Origin of the sequence: Curtobacterium sp. ME26 (assembly GCF_903970945.1) — a bacterium.
Classification (GTDB): domain Bacteria; phylum Actinomycetota; class Actinomycetes; order Actinomycetales; family Microbacteriaceae; genus Curtobacterium; species Curtobacterium citri.
In genome coordinates, this window is record NZ_CAJCKG010000011.1 from 60,407 (window position 1) to 72,867 (window position 12,461).

The window sequence follows — 12,461 nt, forward strand, 5'->3', positions numbered from 1 at the left end:
GGTCAGCCGGCGAGGCCGTCGATGCGCGTCACCTCGTCGCTCGAGAGCTCAAGGTGTGCGCCCGCGGCGTTCGACCGGATGCGCTCCGGGTTCGACGACTTCGGGATCACGACGAACTCGTGCGCCACGTGCCATGCCACGATGACCTGCGCCGTGTCGGCGTCGTGCGCCCGGGCGATCTCGACGAGCGTCGGGTCCTGCAAGTTGCTCGCCTTGAACGGGCTGTATCCCTCGAGCACCACACCGCGTTGCTGCAGCCCCGCGGCGACCCCGGCGTCGTACTCGGCCGGGCTCCAGCGGATCTGGTTCACGGCCGGGGTGGTCCCGGTGGCCTCGGTCAGCTCGTCGATCTGCGCCAACGAGTAGTTGCTCACGCCGACGGCGCGGGTGAGTCCGCCAGCCTGCGCCTGCACGACCTGCTCCCAGACGTCCGGACGGGCCTCGCCGTTCGGCGGCCAGTGCACGAGCCACAGGTCCAGGTGGTCGAGGCCGAGCTGGTCGAGGCTCTCCTCGATGGTCTGCCGCACGCGGTCGGCGTTGTCCGGCGGCAGCTTCGTCGTGACGAAGACGTCGTCACGCGCCAGGCCGGACGCGGCGAGCGCCTTGCCCACGCCGCGCTGGTTCGAGTAGCCCGTGGCGGTGTCGATGTGCCGGTAGCCGGCCTCGAGCGCAGCGCCCACGGCGGCGGGCGCATCGGCGTCGGGGATCTGCCAGGTGCCGAAGCCCAGGAGCGGCATCGACCCACCGGTGACGGACACGGAGGGGTTCGCATGATCGGTCATGCCCCGTGTCTACGCCGCACGGCCCCCGGTGCTCGGAGGCACGTCCCGGAGCGGACAACCGGGTCCGGTGCGCCGTGTCCCGCCCGGCTCCGTCGGTGCTCGACGGCAGGATCGAGGGCGGTCCGTCCGGACCGGTCCTACCGCGCCGCCGCGCCACCGCATCACCGAAGGCTCATCCATGACGTCGAACCGACGCCGCACCCGCACCCGCACCACCCTCAGCACGCTCGGCGTCGTCGTGGCCGTCGTCGTCCTCGGCGCGGTCCTCCATGCCGCCGGTCCGGTCGACACCGACGCCGACGCCGCACAGGACGCGACCCGCACACCGACGACCGCGCCGACGAGCAGCGGCGACCCGTCGGTCGGCGCGGGCGGCGGGGCGGGGGCGAGCAGCGCCTCCGGGCCGGCGACCGACGCGACCCGCACGGCCGACGCCGCCGGGACCACCGCCGCTGCCGCGGCAGCGGACGCCGCTCGACGACAGCTCGCACTCCTGCCCGTCAAGGGGAAGGCGCCCGCGACCGGCTACGACCGCGAGGCCCGCTTCGGCACCGCGTGGCTCGACGTCGACCGCAACGGGTGCGACACCCGCAACGACGTCCTCGCCCGCGACCTGAGCGGCGTCGAGCGGCAGGGGCCGTGCAAGGTCCTGCGCGGGACGCTCGTGTCGCCGTACACCGGCGAACGGGTGGACTTCGTGCGCGGCAACCGCACCTCGACCCTCGTGCAGATCGACCACGTCGTCGCGCTCGAGAACGCCTGGCGCACCGGCGCGCAACAGCTGTCCCAGGCCGAGCGCGAGGCCCTGGCGAACGACCCCGCGAACCTGTTCGCCGTCGACGGCCACTCGAACGCGCAGAAGCGCTCGGGCGACGCCGCGACCTGGCTCCCCGCTGCCACCGCGTTCCGCTGCACCTACGTCGAGCACCAGGTCGCCGTGAAGACCACCTACCGGCTCTGGGTCGCTCCGGCGGAGCGGGACGCGATGGAACGGGTCCTCGCGCGCTGCTGACATCGGGCCGCCTGGACGACAGGTGTAGCGTAGGTGGCAAGCTGATGCAGACGCATCGACTTCACCGTCGAAGACCGCAGGAGGCCATCACCATGCCCGACACCACCCGCTTCACCGACCGCGTCGTCCTCATCACCGGCGGCGGCTCCGGCCTCGGCCGCGCGACTGCCGTCCGCCTCGCCGCCGAGGGCGCGGCACTCTCCCTGGTCGACGTCTCCGCCGACGGACTCGCCGCCACCGAGGCCGCCGTCCGCGAGGCGACGCCCGACGCGCAGGTCCTCACCACCGTCGCCGACGTCTCCGACGAGGCCCAGGTCGACGCGTACGTCACCGCGACCACGGAGCGCTTCGGCCGCATCGACGGCTTCTTCAACAACGCCGGCATCGAGGGCAAGCAGAACCCCACCGAGGACTTCACCGCCGCCGAGTTCGACCGCGTCGTGTCGATCAACCTGCGCGGGGTGTTCCTCGGCCTCGAGAAGGTCCTCAAGGTCATGCGCGAGCAGGGCTCCGGCATGGTCGTGAACACCGCCAGCGTCGGCGGCATCCGCGGCATCGGCAACCAGTCCGGGTACGCCGCCGCCAAGCACGGCGTGGTCGGCCTCACCCGCAACTCCGCCGTCGAGTACGGCCGGTACGGCATCCGCATCAACGCCATCGCCCCCGGTGCGATCTGGACGCCGATGGTCGAGAACTCGATGAAGCAGATCGACGCGGAGAACCCGCGGAAGGCCGCCGAGGAGTTCATCCAGGTGAACCCGACGAAGCGCTACGGCGAGGCGCCCGAGATCGCTGCGGTCGTCGCCTTCCTGCTGTCCGACGACGCCTCGTACGTCAACGCGACGGTCGTCCCGATCGACGGCGGGCAGTCGGCCGCATACTGAGCGGACCCGGTCCGGCGGCGGACACGGACGGCTGACACGGACGTCAGGCCGCCTCGGCCGCCAGGGCCTCCCGCAGCCGGTCCTCGACGAGCGATGCGGATCCGATCGGCGCGAGGATCCCGGTGAAGACCCGGAGTTCCTCGTCCCGCTCGGCCCCGCTGCTCGCGAGCGCCGCGGTCATCGTCGCCGTCAGGTCCTCGAGCGCCCGGATGCAGGCGTACCGGACCAACCGGCACTCGTCGAGCTCCACCGGCCCGTACCCCCGACGGAAGGCGGCGAGCTGCGCCGCGGTCGCCGGCTGGAACAGCACGCTGAACTCCACCAGGTGCAGGTCGATCTCCCGCGGACCGACGACCGCCTCGTCCCAGTCGACCAGCCGCAGCGAGCCGTCCGGCTCGACGAGCACGTTCCCGAGGTGCGGGTCGCCGTGGCAGGGCACGGGCTCCCCGGGCGTCCTCGATGCGAGGTCGGTCCCGCGCAGCAGCAGGTCGATCCGGGGGCGAGCCGCACGCCAGAGGTCGAGCACCGGGTCGGTCCCGCCGACGGCTGCGGCGTCGAGCGCGCGGATCTCCGCGCGGTAGCGACGCCGGCGACGGCGGATGCCCCGACGCGCGCCCTGCCGACGCGGCGGCACGGGGAAGGCGTGTGCGTGCACGTCGGCGAGCAGCGCGCCGTAGGCGACCCACGCCTCCAGTCCGAGCCCGACGGTGGCGGCGTCCTCGCCCTCCGACCAGCGGGTCAGTGCGAGCTTCCCGCCGGCCCGACGGCTGCGTGCGCGCCCGTCGGTCGTCGGCAGGACGGTCGGGGTGCCCTCGACGCCCGCGGTGGCCATCGACGTGACGAGTCGCGTGCCGGTCCCCGTGCGGCGGGTGGTCCACTTCGCCGCCCAGGCCGTCCCGGCGTCGTCGACCACGCGCCAGACGACGGCCGAGGTGTCGGTGCCGCCGGTGACCTCCTCGATGTCGGCGACCTGGACGGCGAAGTCCTCGGCCAGCCAGTGCCGGGCGTCCTCGACCGAAGGGCGCGAGCCGGACGGGTCCTGCCGGGTGGAGCCCGAGCTCACCGCAGGCCGCTCCGCGACAGGCCCTCGACGAAGTAGCGCTGGAAGGCGAGGAAGAGCGCGACGATGGGCAGGATCATGAGCAGGTTGACCGCCATGATCGCGCCGTAGTCCGACGTGTACTGCCCCTGCAGCGTGCCGACGATGCCGATCGGCACCGTGAACAGGTCCTGGTTGCCGGAGAGCGCGACGAGCGGCCAGCCGAAGGCGTTCCACTCCCCCATGAACGTCAGCAGCACGAGGACCGCGAGCAGCGGACGGCAGAGCGGCAGCACCACCGACACGAACGTGCGGAAGCGGCCGGCACCGTCGAGCTGCGCCGCCTCGATGAGCTCGTCGGGGACGGCGAGGAAGAACTGCCGCGCCAGGAACACCCCGAAGATCGCCGCGGCCTCGGGCAGGATGACCGCCCAGAGTCCGCCGTACAGGTGCAGGCCGATCGAGATGAAGAACTGCGGCACGATGATCGCCTGCGGCGGGATCATGAGCGTCGACAGCAGCACGAGGAACAGCGCGTTCCGCCCGCGGAACTTCAACTTGGCGAAGGCGTACCCGGCGAGCAGGTTGCACACCACCGTGATGACGGTCACGACGACCGACACGAGCAGCGAGTTCGCGAACCAGCGCCAGACCGGGAACTCGGCGAACGGGCGCACGAAGTTCTGCAGCGTGAAGTGCTGCGGCCACAGGTGCAGCCCCGGTGCGTAGAGGTCCGCGCGGGTCGAGAACGCGGTGAGCAACATCCAGTACAGCGGGAAGGCCATCACCACGGTGACGATCACCGCGACGGTCAGGCGCAGCCAGAGCAGGCGGCCGCGACGCTTCCGCGGCGATCGGGTCGCGGTCGTGGTGGCCGCGGCGGCGGTCCGGCCGGACGCTGCGGCGCCGGTGTTCCAGGTCGAGGAGGTCATCAGTCCGTCTGGTCCCGTCCGGCGTTGAAGCGCCACTGCAGTCCGGTGATGAGGAGCGTCACGAGGTAGATCACGATGCCGACCGCGGCGCCGTAGCCGAGCAGCTGCGGGCCGTGCTCGTCGAAGGCCACCCGGTAGGCGTACGACACCACCGTGGTCGTGCCGTAGCCGGGGCCACCGCGGGTCATCGCCCACACGGTGTCGAACACCTGGAACGAGTAGATGAGGTTCATCACGAGCAGGAAGAACGTCGACGGACCGAGCAGCGGGAACGTGATGAGCCGGAATCGCTGCCAGCCGCTCGCGCCGTCAGTCGTCGCGGCCTCCTGCACGGCTGGGTCGACGCCCTGTAGCCCCGCCAGGTAGATGAGCATGTCGAAGCCGATGCGCTGCCAGAGCGTCATGAGGATGACCGCGGTCATCGCCCACCCGCCGCTCGACTGCCAGTCGATCTGCGGCAGCCCGAGCGTCGCCAGGAACTTGTCGATGAACCCGTTGTTCTGGTCGAACATCCACGCGCCGAGCACACCCGTCGCCACCCCCGACACGACGAGCGGCAGGAAGATGATCGTCCGGAACACGGCCCGGCCGGGCAGCACCCCGTTGAGCAGCACCGCGATGCCGAGCCCGATCGCCATGCCGACCGGCACGGTGAAGAGCGTGAAGACGCCGGTGTTCCACACCGACTGCCAGAACACCGGGTCGGTGATGAGCTGGGCGTAGTTGCCGAGACCGGCCCAGCTCGTCCCGCCCAGCGAGTCGAGGTCCTGGAAGCTGATCACCAGCGCGTAGACGAGCGGCAACAGCGTGAAGATCACGATGAGCACGACGTTCGGCAGCAGGAACGCCGACGCGGCGGCCGTACTGGAGGCACGGAAGCGTCCGGCAGACAGCCGCGGTCCGCGCCGCACGGCTCCGCCCGCCGTGGCACCGCCGATGCGCTCGGCCGCGCCCGTCATGCGGCCACCGCCTCGTCGATCGCCGAGCTGATCGAGCGGATCGCCTGGTCGGTGCTCCGCCCGTGGAAGGCGAGCTCGAGCTGGTCCTGCAACGCGGTGTTCACGCTCGCGAAGCCCGGCACCACCGTCTCGCGCACCGCCGTCTCGGTGATCGTCGTCGCCTGCTGCGTGAAGACGCCCATCACGTCGGGGCGCACCGCGTAGTCGAGCGGGGTGTCCGCCAGGCTCAGCAGCGTCGGGAGCTCGTTCGCCCGCTGGCAGAAGTCGCGCATCTGGTCCTCCTCGACGAGGAACTTGAGGAAGGCCGCGGCGAGCTCCGGGTTCTCGGTGTCCCGCGTCGCGACGATCGCGTTGCCGCCGAGGTCGGACGCCGCCGCCCGGTCCTGCGGCATGTAGGTGGTGGTCCACTCGCCGCCCTGGTACCCGTTCGTGCCGTCGGCCAGCTCGGGCACCAGGAAGTCGCCGACGAACGTCATCGCGACCGTCTGGTTGAGGAAGAAGTTGTCCGAGTAGACCGTCGTCTTGATCGTGTTGTTCGCCGGCACCCAGCGCTCGTCGAAGAACCGCTGCGTGAACGCCATCGCCTTCTTGCCGGCGTCGCTGTCCACCGCCGAGCGGGTCAGCTCGGGTGTGAGCAGCGACCCGCCCGCCTGGTACAGGAAGCTCGCCCAGCGGTAGGCGCCGGCCGCGGTCCAGTCGTAGGCGAAGGGGTACTTGTCGTCGGGCAGGCTCTTCCGGAGCTTCGTGCTGACGTCGGCGAACTCCTCCCACGTCCAGGCGTCCTCGAGCCGGTCCGGCACGGCGCCGATGCCCGCTTCGTCGAGGGCCTTGCGGCTGAACGCGATCGCCGACGTGTCAGTCTGGTGCGGGACGCCGTAGGTGCGGCCCTCGAACCGGACCGCGTCGTACAGCGCCGGCAGGAACGCCTTCGACTCCGCGGCGCTGAGGTACGGCGTCATGTCGAGCAGCACCCCGTGCGAGGTGTACTTGCCGATGCTCGTGTAGTCGACCCGGAACACGTCCGGTGCCGTTTTCGAAAGGATGCCCCGGTCGATGCCGGAGAAGAACCCGTCGTACGGCAGGGTCTGCAGCTCGATCGTCGCCTTCGGGTGCCGCTTCTCGAAGCCCGCCTTGGCCCGGGCGAACCCGGTGTTCTCGCCGTCGCTGCCGCCCCAGAACGCGAAGCGGAGCGTGCCCTCGACCTCGCCGATGTCGGCCTTCGACCCGGGCGCCGCCGTACTCGGTTGCGGTCCGTTGTTCGCGACGCACCCGCTCAGGACGGAGGCGGCACCGAGCCCGAGCGCTCCTGCGAGGAGCGATCGTCGGGTCAGCTGGGATGGTGACACGGTGCTCCTGACTCAGGTCGTGGACACTTGCTCGGACTGTAGACGCCCGTACCGACACCGGTGCCGCCAGTGCGCATTCGGCCTGCGCGCCGGTGCGTGGGAGCATGGCGGGACACCATCTCGGAGGGAACGCGATGAGCAGCAACGAGACGACCGGGTCGGCCTTCGGGCGCGGCGTCGACAACACCGCGTCCACCGCGGCCGGCGAGCTGCGGACGCGGATGGCCGCTTCGGCCGAGGGCTTCCTGTCGAGTGCGGCCTGGGTGCCGTGGAAGTCGGCGGACGACCCCGAGGGCGGGAGCATCGCGCACGTGATGATCCGCGAGCTGCCCTTCGTGCCGGTCTTCACCGACCCCGCCGAGCTCACTGAGGGCGTCCCCGGCACCGAGGCCCGTCCGGTGCGGATGGCCGAGCTCGTGACGGCGGTGCCGGAGGAGTTCGGCATCGTCGTGGACCCGACGAGTGCGGAGGCGGCGAACTTCCTGCACGCCGACGTGCTCGCTGGGATCCGGGCGCAGTTGCGTGGGGAGCTGCCCGTCGACGACGAGGACTGACCGCGGCCGCCCGGGCGGCTCGCTCGGCTGGCGGCTTCGCACCGAGTTGGGGAGGAACCTCGATGCTGCTGCTCGTCGCACTCATGGTCGCGGTCGTCTACGTCGTGGGGGTGGCGGTCGTCGCTGCCGTCCTGATCCGCCGGCGGAACCGTGTGCCGCTGCCGAACGCTCGTCGCCGGGGCTGCTGTTCGGCGTGCTGATCGCCGCGGTCCTGGTCGCGCCGCTCGTGTGGGCCGTCGCGAGCGTGACGATCGCGGGGATAGCGGACGTGCTCAGGGACGTCGCGTCCTGATCGGTTGCTCGTCTACATTCCGGACCGACGGTGAGCCCGTGGCGGTCGGTTCGCTCGTCAACTTCCGAACAGGACGGTTGCCAAGCCCGAGAGGGCCATGAGGCCGGCAGCGGGCAGCGTGACGGCGCCGAGCACCACGGCGAGCGCTGCCCGCCGTCGCCGCGTACGTGCGTCGTCGATCTCGCGGAGCAGCCGATCGAAGCGCTGTTCGAGGCGGAGCGTGTCGTCGAGCACGACCGCGCTCGCGTGCCACGTCCCGCGGTCCTCCGCGAGCATCGAGAGGTAGCGGACCGCCTCGTCGGAGTGAGCACGCTCGAGTCCGGCGATCCACGGCCGCACCTGCTCCGGAGTCAGCACGACCACGGCCGCACGCTTCTTGCCGAAGGTGATGCGTTCCGCCGCCACGACGAGCAGCGGCTGCACGAGGATGGGCACGCCCGCTGCATCGGACAGGAGGCGCGTGGCCCTCCGACCTTCGCTCTGCGCGGCGTTCATGTGCGAGGTCTTCTTCCCTCCGACCATGAACGCGCCACCGCCGACGAACACCTTGTGTCCGCTGTGGTTCTTCGTGTTGACGGAGAAGACACCGGTCGGACCGATCACCAGGTGGTCGATGTCGGTCGACCCGGAACCGACCGGCACCGCATGGAGCACCGTGAACGCCGGCCCGAGGCGGTCGAGTTCCGCGGCGACCCGACGCTCCCCCATCGCGCCCTTCAACCACGACCGTGCGGCCGGGACCACCGGATCGGCGCCCCAGAAGCGCTGCGCCTTGGTTCGTGCCGGCGCCTCGGACTGCAGGCGGAGGCACTCCTGCATCACCGCGTACCCGGGGCGACGGGCGCGAAGGGTCATCGGCAGGGCGCCGACCGGCGTCGCTCGAGGCACAGGTCCGTGCAGCGGGTCCGGTTGTCCGAGCGTTGTTGGTCCGTCTGACACACCCCGACGCTCCCAGCCGCACGGCGATCGAGGAAAGCCCACGTTCGGGCGTCAGGCTCGCGGCTCGACCAGCTCGATGAACCGCGACAGCAACGACAGGCCGCTGATCGACGGCGGCAACCCCGTGGTGAGCGCCGGCGAGTACACGAGGTACGCCGCCCACTGCGCCCGCGACAACGCCACGTTCAACCGGTTCGGCATGAGCAGGAAGTCGAGCCCGCGCGGGATGTCCGCCGCGCTCGACGCGGCGAGCGACGTGATCGACACCACGGCCTCACGCCCCTGGAACATGTCGACCGTGCCGACCTGCGTCCCGCGGAGTCCGGCGCGGTCGAGGGCCTCGCGGATGAGCGCCCCCTGTGCGTTGTACGGCGCGACGACGATGACGTCCTCGTCCGTGAGCGGACGCGAGACGTCCCCGTCGACCCACCGGCGTCCGATCAGGTCCTGCGCTAGCTCCACGACCCGCGCGGCCTCCTCGGCGGAGGACGTCGTGTTACCGCTGTGCACCACCGGCACCGGGTGGACGCCCGGCTCGAGGTCGTCCAGGTGCCGCCCGCTGACGATCGACGTCAGCTGCCCGTCGTAGGACAACCCCGAGACCGACGCCGTCAGCGCGGGCTCCATGCGCCGAGTGTGCGCCAGGAAGTAGCCGAACTCGGGCGGGAGCACGTGCTCCCCGTCCGCCAACCACCCGAGCGCGGATTGGTCGACCGGCTCCGGGTGCGACCCCTGTGACACCTGCGGGAGCTGCTGCGGGTCACCGAGCAGGAGCAGGCGCTGCGCGGCGATGGAGGACGCGATGGTCGGGGCGAGCGAGAACTGCCCGGCCTCGTCGACCACGAGCAGGTCGAGGGAGCGTCGCGGGATCGTGCCCTCGTTCGCGAAGGTCCACGCGGTCCCGCCGACGACTCCCCCGGTGCCGGTCTCGGCGCACGACGACAGGAAGGCGGAGACGGCGGCGTTGTTCTTGACCGGCGTCCATGCGGCGGCCTCGAGCTCGTCCTCGGTCGCACCGGACTTCGGTACCTTCACGACGCGGTCGGCGGGCACACCCGCGCGGACCACCGACGACAGGAAGTTCTCCGATGTCGCGTGGGACTGGCCGACGACCCCGACGCGCCAGCCGTGCTCCCGGACGAGCCGAGCGACGACGTTCGACCCGACGTAGGTCTTGCCCGTGCCGGGAGGGCCCTGGATCGCCAGGTACGACCGGTCGAGGCCGAGCAGCGTCGTGACGACCGCGGAGACGGTGTCGTCCCCGGCGACCGGGGCGAGTGCGCCGCGCGGCGGGACCCGGCGGAGCAGGTCGAGCGCCGGGTCGGGCAGCATCGACGGCAGGGCGTCGAGGACCTCCTGGCCCCACTCGGCAATCGCCTCGGGCTGCGGCTTCGCCCGCGGAGGGGCGGCCGGCGCGAGGGCGATCGGGAAGTCGTGGTGGGGCTCGCCACCGCCGACCGGCAGGCTCTCCTTCACCAGGACCTCGAACGCATCGCCGTTCTGCTCGGCGTCCAGCACGACCGCGCGAGCCGACGCGCCCTTCGAACCCGGCGCCGGAGCGGTGACCGACGGCGGGAGTGGGTCGTCGTAGACGAGGTGGGGCGTGCCTCCCGGCCGGATGCGCGAGCCGGGCGCGAGCGTCCCCGACAACCGGATCTCGCGCGACTGCGAGCGGGCACGCGGCAGCGTGTCCCAGTCCCGCTCGACCGACGCGCGCTCGACGACCAGGACGTCACGCGTGTCCGCCCAGTCGTCGACGGGGTTGCGGAGGCGGTCGAAGTGGTCCTGCCAGAAGGTCTTGGCCTCGCGGCGGTGGTAGTCGATCGCGGCGGCCGCGAGCGCCAGGGCGGTCTGGTCGGCGTCGCGGTCGAGGGGGTCGACGTCCGCGATCTGCGCGGCGAGGGCCGTGTACACGGGGTTCGGCTCGCGCTCGACGGGGATCGGCGGGAGGAGTTCGGCCTCGTCGGTCGCCGGCTCAGACCGCGGCGGCCAGAGCGACAGCAGCCAGTCGCGGAGCCGCAGCGTCGAGCGGCAGTCGTAGGCGTTGTAGTCGGCGACCTGGTCGAGCATCCGCTGACCGGTCGCGGGGTCGCCGTTCCGGAGTTCCTCGATCGCCTCGACGTAGGCGGTGATGCTGTCGGCGGCGTTCGTGACGTCGCTCGTGCGGAGGTCCTCACCCATGTACAGCGGCTCGAGCTTCTTGATCGAGTAGCTGCGGCTGCCGACCACCAGGGCCTTGCGGACGATCGGGTACAGGTCGACGAGGACGCCGGCGCGGAGCAGGTCGTCGACGTCGTCCTCCCCCACGCCGTGCCGGGCGGCGAGGGACAGCAGGTGCGTCCGCTCGTACGCCGCGTAGTGGTAGACGTGCATGCCCGGGTGCTGCGCGCGGCGCTCCTTGACGAAGGCGAGGAAGTCGATCAGCGCCTGGCGCTCGTCGCGGACCGTGTGTGCCCAGAAGGCGGTGAAGTCGGCGCGGTCGTCGACCAGGCCGAACAGGTAGTCGAGGCCCCAGTGGACGCCGTCCTCGGTGTGGAGGGGGTCGCCCTCGAAGTCGAAGAAGACATCGCCGGGGTCGGGCGCGGGGATCGCGTCGAGGGCGCGGGAGTCGTGGAGTTCGAAGCGCGGCTTGGCCGGCCCCTTCTGGGCTCCGCCTGCTTGCTGCTCGGCTTCGGTCTCGGTCTGGAGGCGCGCCTGACGGACCAGCCTGTCTTGCGTGGATCGCGACATCCCTGGCACGGCCGCGGTGCGGTTCGCCAGGTCGTCGATCGTCCGCACCCCCTGCCGGATCAGCTTCGTGCGCTGGTCGAGGCGCATGCCGGCGACGAGGACCAGGTCGCGGTACTGCTGCACCTGGGTCTGGCAGATGGTGCAGCGGCCGCAGCTGGAGTAGTGGGGGTCGCCCCACTGCAGTTCCTCGTGCTCCCGCATCCGCTCGGCGATGACCCGCTCGAGCTCGGCGCGCTGCGTTCGGTACACCGGGGCGATGTCGGCGAGGTCGTGCGTGGTGGTCGTCCGGTCGCCGAGCACCAGGTGGACCTGCTTGCCGGTGGGGATGCCGTGCGCCTGCATCTGCTCGGCGTAGGCGGCCAGCTGGAGCAGGGCGCTGATCTTGGCGTGGCGGGCGAGCTTGGTGTCGTAGACCTCGTAGGCGCCCTCGGCGTTGCGGAGGATGAAGTCGGCGAAGCCGATGAAGCCCGGGCGATCGGGGGTGGGCGGCTCGTGGAAGGTCGGTTGGTAGAGGACGTCGGCGCCGGTCTGGAACGCATTGATCGCTTGTTGCGCTGCCGCTGGGTACTCGGGCGGTGTCGGTCGGTCGAACTCGACGACGTCGCGGGTCTGCTTGAGGATTTCGAGGTAGTCGAGCTCGTGCTGGTCTCCCAGGCGTGCGGTGCGCTCGAGCATGTCGTCGTGCTCGTCGGGCAGGGGACCGCCGCGGCCGAGCTTGGCGTCGAGGCGGCGGAGGAATGCCCACTCGCAGGTCGCCCACGTGCTGAGGTCGCTCGGGCTGAGGAGGGCCTGGCCGTCGGTGGTGATCTGCATATGCTCCCCTGTGTCGTTCGGTGCCCCGCGAGCTTAGGGGCGTCCGCCGACGTTCCTCGCGTCCCTTGGGATCATCCGCCGAAGCCGTGTCGTTTCCCCTGGGCGCGAGCACGTCACCGGCGCGGGTCTTGCCGACGGGGCCGACGTTCTCCACCGCAGCGGAGGCGGGTGAAACGCTC

At 71.4% G+C, this 12,461-nt stretch carries 11 protein-coding genes; 4 read left to right on the forward strand and 7 right to left on the reverse strand.

Translation table 11 applies throughout. From position 1 onward, the window contains the following. Nucleotides 1-2: 2 nt before the first annotated feature. Nucleotides 3-782, reverse strand: a complete 780-nt coding sequence (locus tag H7A69_RS06745) for an aldo/keto reductase (RefSeq protein WP_182046353.1) — start codon at nucleotides 780-782, stop codon at nucleotides 3-5. Between the two features lie 178 nt (nucleotides 783-960). Here H7A69_RS06745 and H7A69_RS06750 point away from each other — a divergent pair, with 178 nt between their 5' ends. Then, entirely contained in the window at nucleotides 961-1,794 is an 834-nt protein-coding gene (locus tag H7A69_RS06750; protein WP_182046354.1) for an HNH endonuclease family protein, read from the forward strand. A gap of 92 nt (nucleotides 1,795-1,886) precedes the next feature. Then, on the forward strand, nucleotides 1,887-2,678 hold the full coding sequence (locus tag H7A69_RS06755; protein ID WP_182046355.1) for an SDR family oxidoreductase: 792 nt from the start codon (nucleotides 1,887-1,889) through the stop codon (nucleotides 2,676-2,678). A gap of 43 nt (nucleotides 2,679-2,721) precedes the next feature. Here H7A69_RS06755 and H7A69_RS06760 read toward each other — a convergent pair whose 3' ends face one another. The 4 genes from H7A69_RS06760 to H7A69_RS06775 are packed head-to-tail and all read right to left on the reverse strand — an operon-like array spanning nucleotide 2,722 to nucleotide 6,954. Continuing rightward, nucleotides 2,722-3,741: an aminoglycoside phosphotransferase family protein gene (locus H7A69_RS06760; RefSeq protein ID WP_182046356.1), complete on the reverse strand. Its 1,020-nt coding sequence runs from the start codon at nucleotides 3,739-3,741 to the stop codon at nucleotides 2,722-2,724. Beyond that, complete coding sequence (locus tag H7A69_RS06765; protein WP_182046357.1) at nucleotides 3,738-4,649, reverse strand: carbohydrate ABC transporter permease; 912 nt, start codon at nucleotides 4,647-4,649, stop codon at nucleotides 3,738-3,740. Before H7A69_RS06765 ends, H7A69_RS06760 begins: the two co-directional genes overlap by 4 nt. Further along, nucleotides 4,649-5,608, reverse strand: coding sequence for a carbohydrate ABC transporter permease (locus tag H7A69_RS06770; RefSeq protein WP_182046358.1), 960 nt, complete (start codon nucleotides 5,606-5,608; stop codon nucleotides 4,649-4,651). Before H7A69_RS06770 ends, H7A69_RS06765 begins: the two co-directional genes overlap by 1 nt. Next, on the reverse strand, nucleotides 5,605-6,954 hold the full coding sequence (locus H7A69_RS06775; protein WP_182046359.1) for an ABC transporter substrate-binding protein: 1,350 nt from the start codon (nucleotides 6,952-6,954) through the stop codon (nucleotides 5,605-5,607). Before H7A69_RS06775 ends, H7A69_RS06770 begins: the two co-directional genes overlap by 4 nt. A 134-nt stretch (nucleotides 6,955-7,088) precedes the next feature. Here H7A69_RS06775 and H7A69_RS06780 point away from each other — a divergent pair, with 134 nt between their 5' ends. Both H7A69_RS06780 and H7A69_RS06785 read left to right on the forward strand, forming a co-directional pair. Next, a complete protein-coding gene (locus tag H7A69_RS06780; protein WP_182046360.1) occupies nucleotides 7,089-7,508 on the forward strand; it encodes an SseB family protein in 420 nt (139 codons plus the stop codon). A gap of 62 nt (nucleotides 7,509-7,570) precedes the next feature. After that, the gene (locus H7A69_RS06785; RefSeq protein ID WP_182046361.1) at nucleotides 7,571-7,708 is read left to right on the forward strand and encodes a hypothetical protein; all 138 of its coding nucleotides are present in this window, start codon (nucleotides 7,571-7,573) and stop codon (nucleotides 7,706-7,708) included. A 149-nt stretch (nucleotides 7,709-7,857) separates the two neighbouring features. Here H7A69_RS06785 and H7A69_RS06790 read toward each other — a convergent pair whose 3' ends face one another. After that, nucleotides 7,858-8,655, reverse strand: a complete 798-nt coding sequence (locus H7A69_RS06790) for a nuclease-related domain-containing protein (protein WP_182046362.1) — start codon at nucleotides 8,653-8,655, stop codon at nucleotides 7,858-7,860. 135 nt (nucleotides 8,656-8,790) lie between these two features. Next, nucleotides 8,791-12,282 carry a TM0106 family RecB-like putative nuclease gene (locus H7A69_RS06795; RefSeq protein ID WP_182046363.1) on the reverse strand — a complete coding sequence of 1,164 codons (3,492 nt, stop codon included), beginning with the start codon at nucleotides 12,280-12,282 and terminating at the stop codon, nucleotides 8,791-8,793. Between the last annotated feature and the right edge of the window lie 179 nt (nucleotides 12,283-12,461).

Coding starts and splice junctions, on each gene's coding strand:
- H7A69_RS06755 (WP_182046355.1), top strand. CDS start 1,887: ATGCCCGACACCACCCGCTTCACCGACCGCGTCGTCCTCATCACCGGC.
- H7A69_RS06745 (WP_182046353.1), bottom strand. CDS start 782: ATGACCGATCATGCGAACCCCTCCGTGTCCGTCACCGGTGGGTCGATG.
- H7A69_RS06790 (WP_182046362.1), bottom strand. CDS start 8,655: ATGACCCTTCGCGCCCGTCGCCCCGGGTACGCGGTGATGCAGGAGTGC.
- H7A69_RS06795 (WP_182046363.1), bottom strand. CDS start 12,282: ATGCAGATCACCACCGACGGCCAGGCCCTCCTCAGCCCGAGCGACCTC.
- H7A69_RS06770 (WP_182046358.1), bottom strand. CDS start 5,608: ATGACGGGCGCGGCCGAGCGCATCGGCGGTGCCACGGCGGGCGGAGCC.
- H7A69_RS06765 (WP_182046357.1), bottom strand. CDS start 4,649: ATGACCTCCTCGACCTGGAACACCGGCGCCGCAGCGTCCGGCCGGACC.
- H7A69_RS06780 (WP_182046360.1), top strand. CDS start 7,089: ATGAGCAGCAACGAGACGACCGGGTCGGCCTTCGGGCGCGGCGTCGAC.
- H7A69_RS06750 (WP_182046354.1), top strand. CDS start 961: ATGACGTCGAACCGACGCCGCACCCGCACCCGCACCACCCTCAGCACG.
- H7A69_RS06785 (WP_182046361.1), top strand. CDS start 7,571: ATGCTGCTGCTCGTCGCACTCATGGTCGCGGTCGTCTACGTCGTGGGG.